15 protein-coding genes are annotated in these 16,584 nt (G+C 55.5%); 3 read left to right on the top strand and 12 right to left on the bottom strand.

Going from position 1 to position 16,584, the window contains the following annotated elements; translation table 11 throughout:
• Positions 1–142 precede the first annotated feature (142 nt).
• The 5 genes from ACIP6T_RS19750 to cysG are packed head-to-tail and all read right to left on the bottom strand — an operon-like array spanning position 143 to position 4,895.
• Positions 143–463 (bottom strand): DUF3561 family protein, encoded by a 321-nt coding sequence (locus ACIP6T_RS19750; RefSeq protein ID WP_097096257.1) that lies wholly within the window; start codon positions 461–463, stop codon positions 143–145.
• Positions 464–518: 55 nt separating this feature from the next.
• Positions 519–1,124 (bottom strand): adenylyl-sulfate kinase, encoded by a 606-nt coding sequence (cysC, locus tag ACIP6T_RS19745; RefSeq protein ID WP_400458518.1) that lies wholly within the window; start codon positions 1,122–1,124, stop codon positions 519–521.
• Positions 1,124–2,551 (bottom strand): sulfate adenylyltransferase subunit CysN, encoded by a 1,428-nt coding sequence (gene cysN / locus ACIP6T_RS19740; RefSeq protein WP_400458516.1) that lies wholly within the window; start codon positions 2,549–2,551, stop codon positions 1,124–1,126. Before cysN ends, cysC begins: the two co-directional genes overlap by 1 nt.
• A gap of 10 nt (positions 2,552–2,561) precedes the next feature.
• A complete protein-coding gene (gene cysD / locus ACIP6T_RS19735) occupies positions 2,562–3,470 on the bottom strand; it encodes a sulfate adenylyltransferase subunit CysD (RefSeq protein WP_007893231.1) in 909 nt (302 codons plus the stop codon).
• 9 nt (positions 3,471–3,479) lie between these two features.
• Positions 3,480–4,895, bottom strand: coding sequence for a siroheme synthase CysG (gene cysG, locus ACIP6T_RS19730; protein WP_400458514.1), 1,416 nt, complete (start codon positions 4,893–4,895; stop codon positions 3,480–3,482).
• 248 nt (positions 4,896–5,143) lie between these two features.
• Between cysG and ACIP6T_RS19725 the strand changes: the two genes are divergently transcribed.
• Together ACIP6T_RS19725 and ACIP6T_RS19720 are read left to right on the top strand one after the other, a co-directional pair.
• Positions 5,144–6,166, top strand: coding sequence for an aminopeptidase (locus ACIP6T_RS19725; RefSeq protein ID WP_097096253.1), 1,023 nt, complete (start codon positions 5,144–5,146; stop codon positions 6,164–6,166).
• Between the two features lie 9 nt (positions 6,167–6,175).
• Entirely contained in the window at positions 6,176–6,460 is a 285-nt protein-coding gene (locus ACIP6T_RS19720) for a YciI family protein (protein ID WP_400458512.1), read from the top strand.
• A 147-nt stretch (positions 6,461–6,607) separates the two neighbouring features.
• On the opposite strand, the gene ACIP6T_RS19715 is transcribed toward ACIP6T_RS19720, so the two are convergent.
• Genes ACIP6T_RS19715 through cysJ form a run of 3 tightly spaced genes read right to left on the bottom strand, consistent with a single transcriptional unit; the run spans position 6,608 to position 10,862 of the window.
• The gene (locus tag ACIP6T_RS19715; RefSeq protein WP_345828498.1) at positions 6,608–7,342 is read right to left on the bottom strand and encodes a phosphoadenylyl-sulfate reductase; all 735 of its coding nucleotides are present in this window, start codon (positions 7,340–7,342) and stop codon (positions 6,608–6,610) included.
• A complete protein-coding gene (gene cysI / locus ACIP6T_RS19710; RefSeq protein WP_400458510.1) occupies positions 7,339–9,063 on the bottom strand; it encodes an assimilatory sulfite reductase (NADPH) hemoprotein subunit in 1,725 nt (574 codons plus the stop codon). Before cysI ends, ACIP6T_RS19715 begins: the two co-directional genes overlap by 4 nt.
• On the bottom strand, positions 9,063–10,862 hold the full coding sequence (cysJ, locus tag ACIP6T_RS19705) for an NADPH-dependent assimilatory sulfite reductase flavoprotein subunit (protein ID WP_400458508.1): 1,800 nt from the start codon (positions 10,860–10,862) through the stop codon (positions 9,063–9,065). The genes cysI and cysJ overlap by 1 nt, the downstream gene beginning before the upstream one ends.
• Positions 10,863–11,160: 298 nt before the next feature.
• On the opposite strand from cysJ, the gene queD reads away from it, so the two are divergent.
• Positions 11,161–11,520 carry a 6-carboxytetrahydropterin synthase QueD gene (queD, locus tag ACIP6T_RS19700; RefSeq protein WP_097096245.1) on the top strand — a complete coding sequence of 120 codons (360 nt, stop codon included), beginning with the start codon at positions 11,161–11,163 and terminating at the stop codon, positions 11,518–11,520.
• 104 nt (positions 11,521–11,624) lie between these two features.
• On the opposite strand, the gene queE is transcribed toward queD, so the two are convergent.
• From queE to mazG, 4 genes are all read right to left on the bottom strand, one after another.
• Complete coding sequence (gene queE, locus ACIP6T_RS19695) at positions 11,625–12,296, bottom strand: 7-carboxy-7-deazaguanine synthase QueE (RefSeq protein WP_097096243.1); 672 nt, start codon at positions 12,294–12,296, stop codon at positions 11,625–11,627.
• A gap of 149 nt (positions 12,297–12,445) precedes the next feature.
• The gene (gene eno, locus ACIP6T_RS19690) at positions 12,446–13,744 is read right to left on the bottom strand and encodes a phosphopyruvate hydratase (protein WP_097096241.1); all 1,299 of its coding nucleotides are present in this window, start codon (positions 13,742–13,744) and stop codon (positions 12,446–12,448) included.
• Between the two features lie 75 nt (positions 13,745–13,819).
• Positions 13,820–15,457, bottom strand: coding sequence for a glutamine hydrolyzing CTP synthase (gene pyrG / locus ACIP6T_RS19685; RefSeq protein WP_007891723.1), 1,638 nt, complete (start codon positions 15,455–15,457; stop codon positions 13,820–13,822).
• Between the two features lie 242 nt (positions 15,458–15,699).
• Positions 15,700–16,491, bottom strand: a complete 792-nt coding sequence (gene mazG / locus ACIP6T_RS19680; RefSeq protein ID WP_097096239.1) for a nucleoside triphosphate pyrophosphohydrolase — start codon at positions 16,489–16,491, stop codon at positions 15,700–15,702.
• Positions 16,492–16,584: the final 93 nt, after the last annotated feature.

The following is a 16,584-nucleotide window of genomic DNA, read 5'->3' as shown; positions in this document are numbered from 1 at the left end:
CCCATAACTTGACGCAGGACTCCACTGCGGCGGCGAAAATGCTGCGTACCCGCGATGATCCGGACAAATAATGACAGAGAGAGGCGCGAGACGGCAGGTAAAGTTTTGTAACCAGCCGATGCGTTTGCACATCAGGTGCGGGTTACCAACCTGAAAGAAATGAGAACAGCAGCCAGAACAGGCACACCACCACCATCGCCGTGGCGATACCGCTCCAGAATAAGTGGGTGCGGAAAGTCAGGCTCAGCACGATGCCAATCAGCACCGAAACCGGTAATAGCGCGAGGAAGAAGGGCCAGGTGTAGAGGAAGAAGAACAGCGTGTTGGAGCCGTAGAGCAAGAACGGAATCGCTAGCGCGCACCAGTACGAGAGAAAGCCAATCACGCCGCCCGGCAGCGATGAGCGAGGCTCATCTGGGGTGCGTTCATCTTTACGGGCTAGCATGGGCGTTACGTTCTGCATAGAGATCCTGTTGACGCTAAGCGCGGCAAACCCAAGAGGATTCGCCGCTGTCGATTCAGGATTTGATGATATCGCGGTGACGCAGCAGGTCTAACAATTGGCCGGTCAGTTTTGTAACCAATTGTTCGCCATCAAGATGGATTTCAGGGGCATCTGGCGCTTCATATACGCTATCAATGCCGGTGAAATTACGCAGCTCGCCGGCACGGGCTTTTTTGTAGAGACCTTTGGGATCGCGCGCTTCGCATACTGCTAACGGCGTATCGACAAACACCTCAACGAACTGCCCTTCGCCCAGCAGATCGCGCACCATCTGGCGCTCGGCACGATGCGGCGAGATAAAGGCGGTCAACACCACTAAACCGGCATCGACCATTAATTTCGCCACTTCGCCCACGCGGCGGATGTTCTCTTTACGATCGTCATCGCTAAAACCAAGGTCACGGCACAGGCCGTGACGCACGTTGTCGCCATCCAGCAGGTAAGTGTTCACCCCGGCGCGATGCAGCGCCTGCTCCAGCGCGCCGGCCACGGTGGATTTGCCCGAGCCGGAAAGTCCGGTGAACCACAGCACCACGCCTTGATGGCCATGCTGCTGTTCACGCTCCTCACGCGTTACCGGATGATCGTGCCACACCACGTTTTCATCGTGCTGCGCCATTACTTACCACCCAGCAGGTCACGCGCGTTCCAGTGCGGGAAGTGACGACGCACCAGCGCGTTCAGCTCCAGCTCGAAATCGCTGAACTGACCTGCTTGCGTACGCACATCGCTAAGCGGCTGATTGATCATCCCCGCGCCGACCGTGACGTTGCTCAGGCGATCGATAAAGATCATGCCGCCGGTGACCGGATTCTGACGATAGGCATCCAGCACCATCGGTTCGTCAAAGGTGAGTTCCACCAGGCCGATGCCGTTGAGCGGCAGGCTATCAACCGTGCGTTTCTCTAGCGAATTAATCTCCACCTGATGAATCACTTTCTCCACGCGCGCACGGGTTTTCTTCCCGGCGATCTTCACTTCATAGCTTTGACCCGGCTGCAGCGGCTGCTCAGCCATCCACACCACGTCCACCGTGGCGGATTGCACCGCTTGCAGATCGGCAGCGGCATCAACCAGCAGATCGCCACGGCTGATGTCGATCTCATCTTTTAGCACCAGCGTAATGGCTTCACCGGCACCCGCTTCAGGCAAGTCGCCATCGAAGGTCACGATACGCGAAATGGTGGAGTCCACGCCTGATGGCAGCACTTTCACGCGCTGGCCCACTTTCACCACGCCAGATGCCAGCGTACCGGCATAACCGCGGAAATCGAGGTTCGGACGATTGACATACTGCACCGGGAAACGCATTGGCTGATGATCCACCACGCGGTTCAGTTCCACGGTTTCCAGTACGTCGAGCAGCGTTGGGCCGCTGTACCACGGCATGGTCACGCTCGGCGTCGCCACGTTGTCGCCTTCCAGCGCCGACATCGGCACAAAGCGAATATCGAGATCGTCCGGCAGCTGCGCGGCGAAATCGAGGTAATCCTGTTTGATTTGTTCGAAGGTCTCTTGCTTATACTCCACCAGATCCATCTTGTTGATGGCGACCACCAGATGTTTGATGCCCAGCAGCGTGGAGATAAAACTGTGACGGCGCGTCTGATCCAGCACGCCTTTACGCGCATCGATCAGCAGGATCGCTAAATCGCAGGTCGAGGCGCCCGTCGCCATATTGCGCGTGTACTGTTCGTGTCCCGGCGTGTCGGCAATGATAAATTTGCGCTTCTCGGTGGAGAAGTAGCGGTATGCCACATCAATAGTGATGCCCTGCTCGCGCTCGGCCTGCAAACCATCGACCAACAAGGCGAGGTCAAGCTTCTCGCCTTGGGTACCGTGACGTTTGCTGTCGTTGTGCAGCGAGGAAAGCTGATCTTCATAAATTTGACGCGTGTCGTGCAGCAGGCGACCAATCAGCGTACTTTTGCCGTCGTCGACGCTACCACAGGTGAGGAAACGCAGCAGGCTTTTGTGTTGTTGCGCGGTCAGCCAGGCTTCTACGCCGCCCTGATCGGCAATCTGTTGTGCAATAACGGTATTCATCTGCGTCTCCTTAGAAATAACCCTGACGTTTTTTCATTTCCATCGAACCGGCCTGGTCGCGGTCAATCACGCGCCCCTGGCGTTCACTGGTGGTGGAGACCAGCATCTCTTCAATAATTTCCGGCAGCGTCTGCGCTTCGGATTCCACCGCGCCGGTTAACGGCCAGCAGCCGAGGGTACGGAAACGCACCATACGCTGTTTGATCACTTCGCCGGGCTGCAGATCGATACGGTCGTCATCGATCATCATCAGCATACCGTCACGTTCCAGCACCGGGCGCGGCGCAGCAAGGTACAGCGGCACGATTTCGATATTTTCCAGGAAGATGTACTGCCAGATATCCAGCTCGGTCCAGTTGGAGAGCGGGAACACGCGAATACTTTCGCCTTTGTTAATCTGGCCGTTGTAGTTGTGCCACAGCTCCGGGCGCTGGTTTTTCGGGTCCCAGCGGTGGAAGCGATCGCGGAACGAGTAGATACGCTCTTTAGCGCGCGACTTCTCTTCGTCACGACGTGCGCCGCCAAAGGCCGCATCGAAGCCATATTTATTCAGCGCCTGCTTCAGGCCTTCGGTTTTCATGATGTCGGTATGCTTGGCACTGCCGTGTACGAAGGGATTTATGCCCATCGCCACGCCTTCCGGGTTGCGGTGCACCAGCAGCTCCGCACCCATCGCTTTTACGGTGCGATCGCGGAACTCGTACATTTCACGGAATTTCCAGCCGGTATCAACATGCAGCAGCGGAAATGGCAGCGTGCCTGGATAGAAGGCTTTGCGTGCCAGATGCAGCATTACCGAGGAGTCTTTGCCGATGGAGTACATCATCACCGGATTACTGAACTCGGCCGCCACCTCGCGGATGATATGGATACTCTCTGCCTCCAGCTGGCGCAGATGAGTAAGACGATTTTGGTCCATAATTTTTCCTCAAGCCAAATTGACAACGGCGGACTCGCGAGTCCCCTGCTGTGCCGAATGTTGGAACCAGGCCAATTGCCCGTGCAAATTCACTACTTCGCCAATCACTAACAGTGCGGGCGTGGGCGCGGCGGCTGCCAGCGACTCCAGTTGATCTAATGTCCCGGTCAGCACCTGCTGATCCTGACGCGTGCCGCGGCCAATCACCGCCACCGGCGTGGAGGCCGCGCGCCCATGTTCGATAAGCCCGGCGGCGATTTCCGCTGCTTTCACCGTGCCCATGTAAATCGCTAAGGTTTGCCGTGCGCGCGCCAGCGACGGCCAATCAATGCCGTCACCCTCCGCGCGGCAGTGGCCGGTAATAAACAACACGCTCTGCGCGTAGTCGCGATGAGTGAGCGGGATACCGGCATAGGCGGTTGCGCCCGCTGCCGCGGTGATGCCGGGCACCACCTGGAAGGGAATCCCGGCGGCCTGCGCGGCCTGCAGCTCTTCGCCACCGCGACCAAAAATAAACGGATCGCCACCTTTCAGACGCACCACGCGTTTACCCTGCTGCGCCAGGCTCACCAACAGCTGATTGGTCTCTTCCTGCGGCACCGAATGCGCACCGGCGCGTTTGCCAACGCAGATGCGATCGGCATCGCGGCGCACCAGCTCTAACACTTCGTCGCTGACCAGATGGTCATACAGCACCACATCGGCTAATTGCATCACCTGTAAGCCCCGCAGCGTCAGCAACCCGCTGTCGCCTGGACCGGCGCCAACCAGCGTAATTTCGCCCTGGTTATCGCTGTCATTCTCCAGCTCATGATCGAGCGTGCGGCGCGCTTCGATCACGTTGCCCGCCGCCATCTGGCTGGCGAACAGCCCGTTGAAGGCGCGCTCCCAAAAACGACGACGTTCAGACATGCGGTGATAGCGCTGCTTCACTTTGTCGCGCCACTGCCCCGCCACTTCGGCCATCTGCCCAAGGTTGGCAGGCAACAACGCCTCAATCTTTTCACGCAGCAGACGGGCCAGCACCGGCGCGGTGCCGCTGGAGGAGATCGCAACCACCAGCGGCGAGCGATCGACAATCGATGGGAAGATAAAGCTGCATTTCGGCTGATCGTCCACCACGTTCACCAGCTTGTGGCGCGCGTTGGCGGCTTCAAATACCTGGGCATTGAGCGCGTTGTCATCGGTAGCGGCAATCACGAGGAACACGCCGTCCAGCTGGGCCGGATCGAAGCTGTGGGCGATCCATTCAATCGCCTTAATCTCCAGCAACGCCTGCAGTTCATGGCCGAGATCGCGCGCCGCGACCAGCACGCGCGCGCCGGCGCGCCGCAGCAGCTCAATTTTGCGCGCAGCAATGTCGCCACCGCCGACAACCAGCACCGGACGGCTTTTGAGATCGGCAAAGAGAGGCAGATAATCCACGTTAACCTTGCTAGTTTTACAATAAGTTAACGCGACTATACGTCCCGCCCTTCCGGCAGATGAAATTACGAATTGGAATGAGTAGTTACCGAATGGAATAACGACCCAGGATTACTGATAACATTTTGTGCTTAACAAATGATATTGCTGGTGTTTCGGAGCAAATCAAATTGTGCAAGCGTCGTCACAGTTTCATACTATCTCGGAATTTTTTTAGCATGACGGGATGTCAGAAAAGGATAATAACTATGTTTGCCACTCTCCGCCGCAGCGTGCTGGCTGCACTGATTGCGGGCGGTTTGCCTTTCTTTGTTCAGGCAGCGAATCCCCTCGCGCCGGGACACTTTGCAGAACAGCAGCTACGCCATATCGCCACCTATTTTCCTGGCCGCATGAGCGGCAGTCCGGCCGAATTGCTGACCGCCGATTATTTACAGCAGCAGTTTGACCAGCTCGGTTATCAGAGCAACACCCGCCAGTTCAACACCCGCTATGAATGGGTGGAGAAAAAGGGTGAGAGCCGCACCCATAAAGTCACCGCCACGTCGGTGATTGCCGCACGTGCCGGGGAGGTGCCGCAGGAGATCCTGATCGTTACCCACCTGGATACCTGGACACCGCTCAGCCGCCATGAGGCCGATAACAATCTCGGCGGCCTGCGTTTGCAGGGCGTGGATGACAATGCGTCTGGCCTTGGCGTGATGCTGGAGCTGGCGCAGGCGCTGAGCAAAACCCCGCTACACTATGGCGTGCGCTTTGTGGCGCTGAGCGCCGGTGAGGCGGGCCTGCACGGCATGGATGATTACCTGGCGCGCATGAGCGCGCAGGAGAAGAAGAACACGCTGCTGGTGGTTGATCTCAATAGCCTGATTGTGGGCGATCATCTCTACTTTAATAGCGGCATCAATACGCCGTCGGCGGTGCGCAAGCAAACCAGCGCGCGTGCGGTGCAGATCGCACGTCGTTATGGTATTTCCGCCGCCAGCCATATTATGACCGCACGTGATTATCCGGGCGTGAATCCGTTTGATAAAGCCGGTATGCCGTTAATGGATGTCACCGCCGCCAACTGGACGCTGGGCAACAAAGATGGACAGCAGCAGCGCGCGCGTTCCAGCCATTTTCCGGAAGGCAACGTGCGCCATCAAACCGATCGCGATAACCTGAATTATCTCGATCGCTGGCTGCCAGGCCGTATTACCCAACGCACGCGCGATAGCGTAAAGATTTTGCTGCCGCTGCTGACCGAACTCGCCAATCCGACAACCTAAGGATTCACTATGTACGTGGTATATCTGAACTATTTTCGTCCGGTAGAAGAAGTCGAAGCGTTGCTGGCACCGCATATCGAGTGGCTGGACCGCTATTTCGCCAATGGCGTGTTTATCGCGGCGGGACGTAAAGAGCCGCGCACCGGCGGCGTGATCCTGGCTAAGGATATCGATCGCACCCGGTTGGATACCATCCTGGCGGAAGATCCGTTTGTCGCGGTGGCGCATTATGAGGTGACGAAGGTGAATGTGACGCGGGCGGCGGAAGAGTTTGCGGGGTTGCAGGGGGTTTAGGTTGGGTGCGATTTTTCCCTCATCCTAACCTTCTCCCGCAAGCGGGAGAAGGAACTGTTTAGGTGGTGCTGCGTATTAAATCTTCGCTCGATTGGCTCCCTCGCCCGCTTGCGGGAGAGGGCTGGGGTGAGGGGAAAAACGACCTAATCACCCTTCATGCAACCCGCACTCGCGCTTCAGGCCGAAGAAACGCGTCTCTTCTTCTGCCATGCCCGGCTCCCACTTCCTGGTGGTGTGCGTATCGCCGACTGACAGATACCCTTCATCCCACAGCGGATGGTATTTCAGTCCGTGCTGCTTCAGATACTGGTGCACCTGGCGGTTATCCCAATCAATGATCGGCAGAATTTTGAACACGCCGCGCTGCACCGCCAACACTGGCAAACTGGCGCGACTGCCCGACTGATCGCGGCGCAGGCCAGCAAACCAGGTTTGCGCCCCCAGCGTTTCCAGCGCGCGGTTCATCGGCTCGACTTTATTAATCTGGTTGTACTGCTCAATCCCTTCAACGCCCTGCTCCCACAGTTTGCCGTAACGCGCTTCCTGCCATGCTGCTGAGGTCTCCGCGCGGAAGATCTGCAGGTTGAGATTGAGCTTGTCCGTCAGCTCATCAATAAAGCGATAGGTTTCCGGGAACAGATAGCCGGTATCGGTGAGAATCACCGGAATGTCCGGTTTCTGCTGCGTCACCATATGCAGCAAAACCGCCGCCTGAATGCCAAAGCTGGATGACAGTACAAATGCACCCGGCAGATGTTCCAGTGCCCAGCTGACGCGCTCTTCGGCCGAGCGCTTCTCCAGCTGCACGTTGCTCTCTGCCAACGCCATAATGCGATCCACTTTTGATGAACCATTCAGTGCTGCGAGATCGAGTACCGTCATACTGCCTCCGAGTCCCAAAAATCACGGGCGGGATCAACCACGGCTTTAATGATGCCTGCACGAATCACGAAGTCACCGAAACCTTCATCGGCCTGACGCTCGGTTGCCCAGCGCGCCACCAGTTCATCGATACTGGCGAGGATTTCGCCTTCGTTGATATTCTCGCGATACATGCGCGGAATACGCGTACCCACGCGGTTGCCGCCAATATGTAAGTTGTATCGACCCGGCGCTTTACCCACCAGACCCAACTCAGCCAGCAAAGCACGTCCGCAACCGTTCGGGCAACCGGTAACGCGTAGCACTATGTGCTCTTCACCCACGCCATGCTTATGCATGATCTCTTCCACCTTGGTGACGAACGACGGCAGGAAGCGCTCGGCCTCGGCCATGGCCAGCGGACAGGTCGGGAACGCCACGCACGCCATCGAGTTTTCACGTTGCGCCGTCACGGCTTCCATCAAACCGTGTTCATGGGCGATGGCTTCAATCTGCGCTTTTTGCTTCTCGGGTACGCCAGCCACAATCAGGTTCTGATTAGCAGTCAGACGGAAATCACCCTGATGAACTTTGGCGATTTCGGCGATACCGCGTTTCAGCGGGCGGCCCGGATAATCCAGCAGACGCCCGTTCTCGATGAACAGCGTCAGGTGCCATTTTTTATCAATGCCTTTCACCCAGCCGATGCGGTCGCCGCGCGTGGTGAACGTATAAGGGCGGATTGGCTCAAAGGTAATACCGGCACGTTTTTCCACTTCAGCTTTAAACGTTTCGACGCCGACACGTTCTAGCGTGTATTTGGTTTTGGCATTTTTACGATCGGTACGATTCCCCCAATCACGCTGGGTGGTGACAACTGCGGCCGCTACATCAAGCACCTTTTCCAGCGGCAGGAAACCGAATTCACTGGCGGTGCGCGCATAGGTGGCTTTGTTACCGTGATCGATCGACAAACCACCGCCGACCAGCAGGTTAAAACCAATCAGCTTGCCCTGCTCGGCGATAGCGATGAAGTTCATGTCATTGGCATGCAGATCGACATCGTTATGCGGCGGCACCACTACCGTGGTTTTGAATTTTCGCGGCAGATAGGTTTCACCCAGAATCGGTTCTTGATCGGTGGTGGCGACTTTCTCTTTATCCCACCAGATCTCAGCATAAGCACGGGTTTGCGGCAGCAGATGTTCAGAGAGCTTCTTCGCCCACTCGTACGCTTCCTGATGCAGTTCTGACTCAACCGGATTTGAAGTGCACAGCACGTTACGGTTTACATCGTTCGCCGTTGCCAGCGCATCCAGTCCGACCTCGTGCAGCATCTGGTGCGTCGGCTTCACGTTCTTCTTCAGAATGCCGTGAAACTGGAAGGTTTGGCGGTTGGTTAAACGAATGCTGCCGTAAATGGTTTTATCGGTGGCGAACTTATCAATCGCCAGCCACTGCGTTGGCGTGATGATGCCGCCCGGCAGACGGCAGCGCAGCATCATGGCGTGACGCGGCTCAAGCTTCTGCGCGGCGCGCTCGGCACGGATGTCGCGGTCATCCTGCTGGTACATGCCGTGGAAACGGATTAGCAGGAAGTTATCGCCAGTGAAACCGCCGGTCAGGCCATCGTCGAGATCGTCGAGGATGGTACCGCGCAGATAGTTGCTCTGTTTTTTTAGACGCTCAGCGTCGACCAGCTTGCCTTCAACGACCAGCGGTCCAGGATGTTTTTCGCTCATTAGTAAACGTCTCGCTGATAACGGCGCTCAATGCGCAGCTCACTCAAAAATTCGTCAGCCGTTTCACGATCCATGCCGCCGTGTTCGACCACCACATCCAGTAATGCTTGCTCAACGTCTTTCGCCATACGATTAGCATCGCCGCAGACGTAAAGGTGCGCGCCCTCTTCAATCCAGCGCCACACTTCCGCGCCTTTCGCACGGATTTTATCTTGTACGTAAACTTTCTCGGCCTGATCGCGCGACCATGCCAGATCGATATTTGTCAGCAAGCCATCTTTGACGTACTTCTGCCACTCCACCTGATAGAGGAAATCATCGGTGAAGTGCGGGTTGCCAAAGAACAGCCAGTTTTTGCCGCCTGCGCCATCGTTATCACGCTGCTGCATAAAGGCGCGGAACGGCGCGATGCCGGTGCCCGGGCCAATCATTATCACCGGGGTTTCCGGATTTGTCGGCAGGCGGAAATTGTCGTTATGTTCGATGAAGACGCGGATTTCGCCCTCTTCTTCAATGCGATCGGCCAGCCAGGTGGATGCCCCGCCGCCGCGCTGGCGACCATCGATCTCAAAGCGCACCGCACCCACGGTGATATGCACTTCGCTTTCGGTTTCCGCTTGCGAAGAGGCGATGGAGTAAAGGCGCGGCGTCAGCGGACGCAGCAGACCGGTAAGTTGTTCTGCATTCAATTCAGTAGGTGCCTGACGCACCATATCGACAATCGGGAAACTCTGCGCATAGCTCTGCAACTTCGGCTTGTCGCCGGCCAGCGCCAGCAGCGCATCGTTGCGTGACAAGGCAGCATACTGCTCGACAATTTGCGGCGTATTCACCGTCAATTCGAAATGTTTTTGCAGCGCTTCAGCCAGCGGCAGCGTTGTGCCCTGCACCTCAACCGGCTCGTCACCTTTCAGCCACACCAGCTGCAGCAGTTCCTGCACCAGCTCGACATCGTTTTCAAACCACACCCCCAGCGCATCGCCCGGCTGATAGCGCAGGCCCGAATCGCCAAGGTCGATTTCGATGTGACGCACATCTTTATCTGAATCACGGCCCGTAATTTTCTGGTTAGCGGCAAAGCTGGCGGTTAATGGCGCTTCTTTAGTATAGGGGCTGCTGTCGACTTCATTGACGGCGCCCGCCGCGGTGACGGCCGCCTGCGCTGGCGACTCACTTGGCACGCGGGCTTTGAGAATCTCAGTAATCTGCTGACGCCAGGCACTGGCCTGCTCTTTGTATTCAACGTCGGCATCCACGCGATCCAGCAGGCGCTCTGCGCCCAGCTCAGCCAGACGTTCATCAAAATCTTTTCCGGCTTTGCTGAAAAATTCATAAGAGGTATCGCCAAGGCCGAAGACGGCAAAGGCAGTGCCTGCGAACTTCGGCGCTTTCTTCGATAGCAGGAACTTATGCAGCGCGACGGCCTCTTCCGGCGGCTCGCCTTCGCCCTGCGTGGACGTCACGACCACCAGCAGCTTTTCCTGGCCAATTTGCTTGAATTTATAATCGCCGGCATTCACCAGGTTAACGCTCAGCTTCGCGGCCAATAGGTCATCGCGTAGCTGCTCAGCGAGGCGACGCGCGTTACCGGTCTGCGAGGCGGAGATCAGCGTGATGGTCGGTGCTTCTGACTGAATCGGCGCGGGGGCAGCCGCACCCGGCGTCTGGTTGACCATGCCCCAGAAATAGCCAGAGAGCCAGGCCATCTGCGTGGTGTTGAAATCCGTGGTCGCCGCCTGTAAGCGCGCGAGTTGCTCCGGTGAAAGCGGAAGCAGTGAACCTGGTGCCTGAGTCGTCATTGCGTTAAAAATTCCAGTGTCAGAAGTCCGGATCAATATGTTGCGGAAGAGTGCGTAGGTTACCGGGCTGTATATTAACGATTAAATACGCCTTCGACATATTAAATAACCAAAATGACTAAGTGGTTTTTCGGGTAAAGTTAACCAGCAAAAGTGGTAAATGAAGGCGATATGATTCAATGAGTTAATTAGGCGTTTTTCGCGGTGCGCCATCGTAAAATGCCCTTTTCACGGCGAGCGGGTGCGAAAAATCTGCATTTCAGGTAGACTTCAGCGGTTTTTAAGTCTGAGAGCCATTATGTCTACCACCTTATTTAAAGAGTTCCAGTTTGAATCTGCACATCGTCTGCCACATGTGCCGGAAGGCCACAAGTGTGGACGCTTGCACGGCCATTCGTTCCTGGTGCGATTAGAAATTACCGGCGAAGTGGATGCGCATACCGGTTGGGTAATGGATTTTGCCGAACTCAAGGCGGCATTTAAGCCTCTATATGAACGTCTCGATCATCACTACCTGAATGACATTCCGGGGCTGGAGAATCCTACCAGCGAAGTGCTGGCCAAGTGGATTTGGGATCAAATGAAGCCGCTTCTGCCCGAGTTGAGTGCGGTGATGATTAAAGAGACCTGTACCGCAGGTTGCGTGTATCGCGGTTGAGGTCAGTGAAGCAGTAACCGTTGAGTGAGGTCGCCATGAATGGCGACCCTACGTTTACAGAGCTGGGTTTTCGTAGGGTGCGCATTCATGCGCACCGTGCCGACTCAGGCAATATTCAGATATTTGTGCGTCTGCATTGAAAGCCGCCAGTTACGGGCGATACAGGTTTCAATACACAGTTTGGTGGCAGCATCACCGCGACTGATCGGCTGTAGCGCCACAATGCGCTTTTTATCGTCGTGCAATCCTGCCAGCAACGCATCCAGCGCTTCGACGTCACGCTCACGCGCTACCGGATGTTTAATTTCATCCGCACGTTGTAGCGCCTGCGGCAGCACATCGTAACCACCGCGCATATTCACCTTTGGTGAAACCGTCACCCAGGTCGCCTCTGAACACTGCACTTCATGCGTGCCGCTGGTTTCGATCTGGCACGCAAATCCCGCCACTTCTAACGCTTCCGTCAATGGACGCAGGTCGAAAATCGCCGGTTCCCCGCCGGTAATAACCACATGACGTGCGGTCCAGCCTTGACGCTGGATAGTGTCGAGAAGCATCGCGGCATCGGCGCTGCCCCACGCATCGCTCTCCACGGTCTTCACCAAAATATCACCCAGCGAGGTCTCCCGATCCGCCCGCTTTTCCCAGGTATGTTTGGTATCACACCAGCTACAGCCCACCGGACATCCTTGTAAGCGGATGAACAGCGCCGGAACACCGGTGTAAAAACCTTCGCCCTGCAGCGTCTGGAACATTTCGTTAATCGGGTAGAACATTTTTCACTCACATCTAAAATTTGAGGCGCAGATTATGGCAGATCTTGCGCGCCGAGTAACAGCTGCTTCGTGCCAAATAAAAGCAAAAGCCCCGCACAAGGCGGGGCTTCATTCGGACGATGCTGCCCGCAGGCAGCATACTCAGGCGATTATGCCTGGCCTTTAACTTCTTTCAGACCGTTAAACGGTGCTTTTTCGCCCAGCGCTTCTTCGATACGAATCAGCTGGTTGTACTTAGCAACGCGGTCAGAACGGCTCATAGAACCGGTTTTGATCTGGCCAGCCGCAGTACCTACCGCCAGGTCAGCGATGGTGGCATCTTCGGTTTCACCTGAACGGTGTGAAATCACCGCGGTGTAGCCAGCATCTTTCGCCATCTTGATTGCAGCCAGGGTTTCGGTCAGTGAACCGATCTGGTTGAATTTGATCAGGATGGAGTTAGCGATACCTTTATCGATACCTTCTTTCAGGATCTTGGTGTTGGTTACGAACAGATCGTCACCCACCAGCTGGATTTTGTCGCCCAGCACTTTGGTCTGGTATGCGAAACCAGCCCAGTCAGATTCGTCCAGACCATCTTCGATAGAAACGATTGGGTACTGTTTGGTCAGGTCTTCCAGGAAGTGCGTGAACTCTTCTGAAGTGAAGGCTTTGTTGCCTTCGCCAGCCAGCACATATTTGCCGTCTTTGTAGAATTCAGATGCTGCGCAGTCCATCGCCAGAGTGATGTCTTTGCCCAGCTCATAGCCCGCTGCTTTTACCGCTTCAGCGATAACAGCCAGTGCTTCGGCGTTAGAACCCAGGTTTGGTGCATAGCCACCTTCGTCACCGACTGCGGTGTTCATGCCTTTAGACTTCAGCACTTTCGCCAGGTGATGGAACACTTCAGAACCCATACGCACGGCTTCTTTCAGGGTTTTCGCGCCAACCGGCTGAATCATGAACTCCTGAATGTCGACGTTGTTATCCGCATGCTCACCACCGTTGATGATGTTCATCATTGGCAGCGGCATAGAGAATTTGCCCGGAGTGCCGTTCAGGTCAGCGATGTGTGCATACAGCGGCAGGCCTTTAGAGGCAGCAGCAGCTTTAGCAGCAGCCAGTGAAACCGCCAGAATGGCGTTTGCACCGAAGTTAGATTTGTTCTCAGTACCGTCCAGCTCGATCATGATCTTATCGATGTTCGCCTGGTCTTTCGCGTCTTTGCCTTTTACCGCTTCAGCAATCGGACCATTAACCGCAGCAACAGCTTTGGTTACGCCTTTGCCCAGGAAACGAGATTTGTCACCGTCACGCAGCTCCAGTGCTTCGCGAGAACCGGTAGATGCACCTGATGGCGCAGCAGCCAGACCAACGAAACCGCCTTCCAGATGCACTTCTGCTTCAACAGTTGGGTTGCCACGGGAGTCGATGATTTCGCGACCGATGACTTTTACGATTTTGGACATTCGATTTTCCTCAGTACAAGTTAGTCAATCCTAAGACAAACAACGCGCGAAAAGTTGGCGCGCTGCTCGTGAAACTTACTTCGCTAAACGCTTCTGGTGCTCCTGCGCGGCTTTTACAAAGCCAGCGAACAGCGGATGACCATCACGCGGGGTCGATGTGAATTCCGGGTGGAACTGACAGGCAACAAACCACGGGTGATTCGGGATCTCAATGATCTCAACCAGCTGATCGTCGCCGGAACGACCGGCAATATGCAGACCCGCCGCTTCAATCGGCTTCAACAGCATATTGTTTACTTCGTAACGATGACGGTGGCGTTCGGTAATGATTTCAGAACCGTACAACTGACGCACCTTGCTTTCCGGCGTCAACTGGCACTGCTGGCTGCCCAGACGCATGGTGCCGCCCAGATCGCTCTGCTCAGTACGCTGCTCCACGTTGCCCTCTTCGTCACGCCATTCGGTGATAAGCGCCACCACCGGATACTTACAGTCTGGCACAAATTCAGTAGAGTTCGCGCCTTCCATACCGGCAACGTTGCGGGCAAATTCCATCAGCGCAACCTGCATACCCAGGCAAATACCGAGATAAGGCACATTGTTCTCACGGGCGTATTGCGCCGTCATCATTTTGCCTTCCACACCGCGGTAGCCGAAGCCGCCAGGGATCAGAATAGCATCAAGATCTTTCAGTAATTCGACACCGCGCGTTTCCACATCCTGCGAGTCGATCAGCTTGATATTCACGGTCACGCGATTTTTCAGGCCGCCGTGTTTCAACGCTTCAATCACCGATTTGTACGCATCCGGCAGTTCGACATATTTGCCGACCATACCGATGGTCACTTCGCCACCCGGATTAGCTTCTTCGTAGATAACCTGTTCCCATTCGGCCAGGTTGGCTTCCGGCGCGTTCAGATTGAAACGCTTGCAGATGTAATCATCCAGACCTTGCGACTTCAGCATGCCTGGAATTTTGTAGATGGAATCCACATCTTTCAGGGAAATAACCGCTTTTTCCGGCACGTTACAGAACAGCGCGATTTTGGCGCGTTCGTTGGCAGGCACCGCACGGTCCGAACGGCAGATCAGCACATCCGGCTGAATCCCGATCGACAACAGCTCTTTCACTGAATGCTGGGTTGGCTTGGTTTTCACTTCGCCTGCGGCCGCCATATAGGGCACCAGCGTCAGGTGCATATACATGGTGTGTTCACGACCGACATCGACCGCCATCTGGCGAATCGCTTCGAGGAACGGCAGAGATTCGATATCACCCACGGTACCGCCGATCTCAACCAGAACGACGTCATGACCTTCGCCACCTTCAATGATGCGTTCTTTGATGGCATTAGTGATGTGCGGGATGACCTGAATCGTGGCGCCCAGATAGTCGCCGCGACGCTCTTTGCGCAGCACTTCTGAGTAGATACGACCGGTAGTAAAGTTATTGCGGCGCGACATTTTGGTACGGATGAAGCGCTCGTAGTGACCTAAATCCAGATCGGTTTCGGCCCCATCATCGGTAACAAACACTTCACCGTGCTGCGTAGGGCTCATGGTACCCGGATCGACGTTGATGTACGGATCGAGTTTCATGATGGTCACATTCAGACCACGTGCTTCAAGGATGGCTGCGAGGGAGGCTGCGGCAATGCCTTTCCCCAGAGAGGAAACGACCCCGCCGGTCACAAAAATATAATTCGTTGTCATGCTGAACCTGAGAGTTTAGGTTTAAAGACGGTGGAATAACCAAGACGGGAAAATAGTATACCCGAAGTCGTCTTAAGCCACAATTGATGAATCACACCATCCTCCTACGCATGTAGGCCGGTAACATAGCGGATAGCGGGGGGTGAAATGTTGATGTATGTCACAAAGTCACCGCAAGGCTGAATCGAGTAAGCTCAAGCGGTGAAATTATGCGCAGCGCTGGAATAATCACCAGATTACGCTTAACCTTTGTTCTCGCTAACTTTAACCTGCTGCCAGGCCTCTTCCATCTGAGCCAAAGTTGCATCGCTCATCGCTAACCCTTGCGATGCGATAATTGACTCAACCTGGCGGAAGCGGCGCTCAAACTTATCGTTAGCTTTCTGCAAAGCAACTTCCGCTTTGCTGCCTAAATGGCGCGACAAATTGACGGTGGCGAAGAGTAAATCGCCGATTTCCTCTTCCAGCTTGTCTTTATCGACCACCGCTTGCTGCGCTTCATGCATCACTTCATCAATCTCTTCATGCACTTTATCCAGCACCGGGCCGAGATTGTTCCAGTCGAAACCGACCGTGCTGCAACGCTTCTGAATTTTGTGCGCGCGCATTAAGGCAGGCAACGCTTTGGGAATGTCATCTAAAACTGAATGCTGCGATTTTTCCGCGCGTTCACTGTGTTTGATCGCTTCCCAGTTTTTCAGCACGTCTTCGCTGGTTTCAGCCTGAACGTCGCCAAAAATGTGCGGATGACGCCGCTCAAGTTTGTCACTGATGGCATTGCAGATATCGTCGAAATTAAAGCGCTGCTGCTCATCGGCCATTTGTGCGTAGAACACCACCTGAAACAGCAGATCGCCGAGTTCACCGCGTAAATCATCAAAATCCTCGCGCTGAATAGCATCGATGACTTCGTAGGTTTCTTCCAGCGTGTAAGGCGCGATGGAGGAGAAGGTCTGCTGACGATCCCACGGGCAGCCACGTTGCGGATCGCGCAGGGTTTGCATGATGGTGAGCAGGCGGTTTAACGGGGTCATGAAGGGATCCTTTGGGGCTGCTATGTAAAAAGGTCGCCATGAATGGCGACCCCACGGCTACATTTGTAAGGCCGCCATTTATGGCGTAATGCC

Origin of the sequence: Pantoea sp. NPDC088449, from assembly GCF_044753225.1 — a bacterium.
Lineage (GTDB): Bacteria > Pseudomonadota > Gammaproteobacteria > Enterobacterales > Enterobacteriaceae > Pantoea > Pantoea floridensis.
This window is presented reverse-complemented; position numbering and strand designations above follow the sequence as displayed.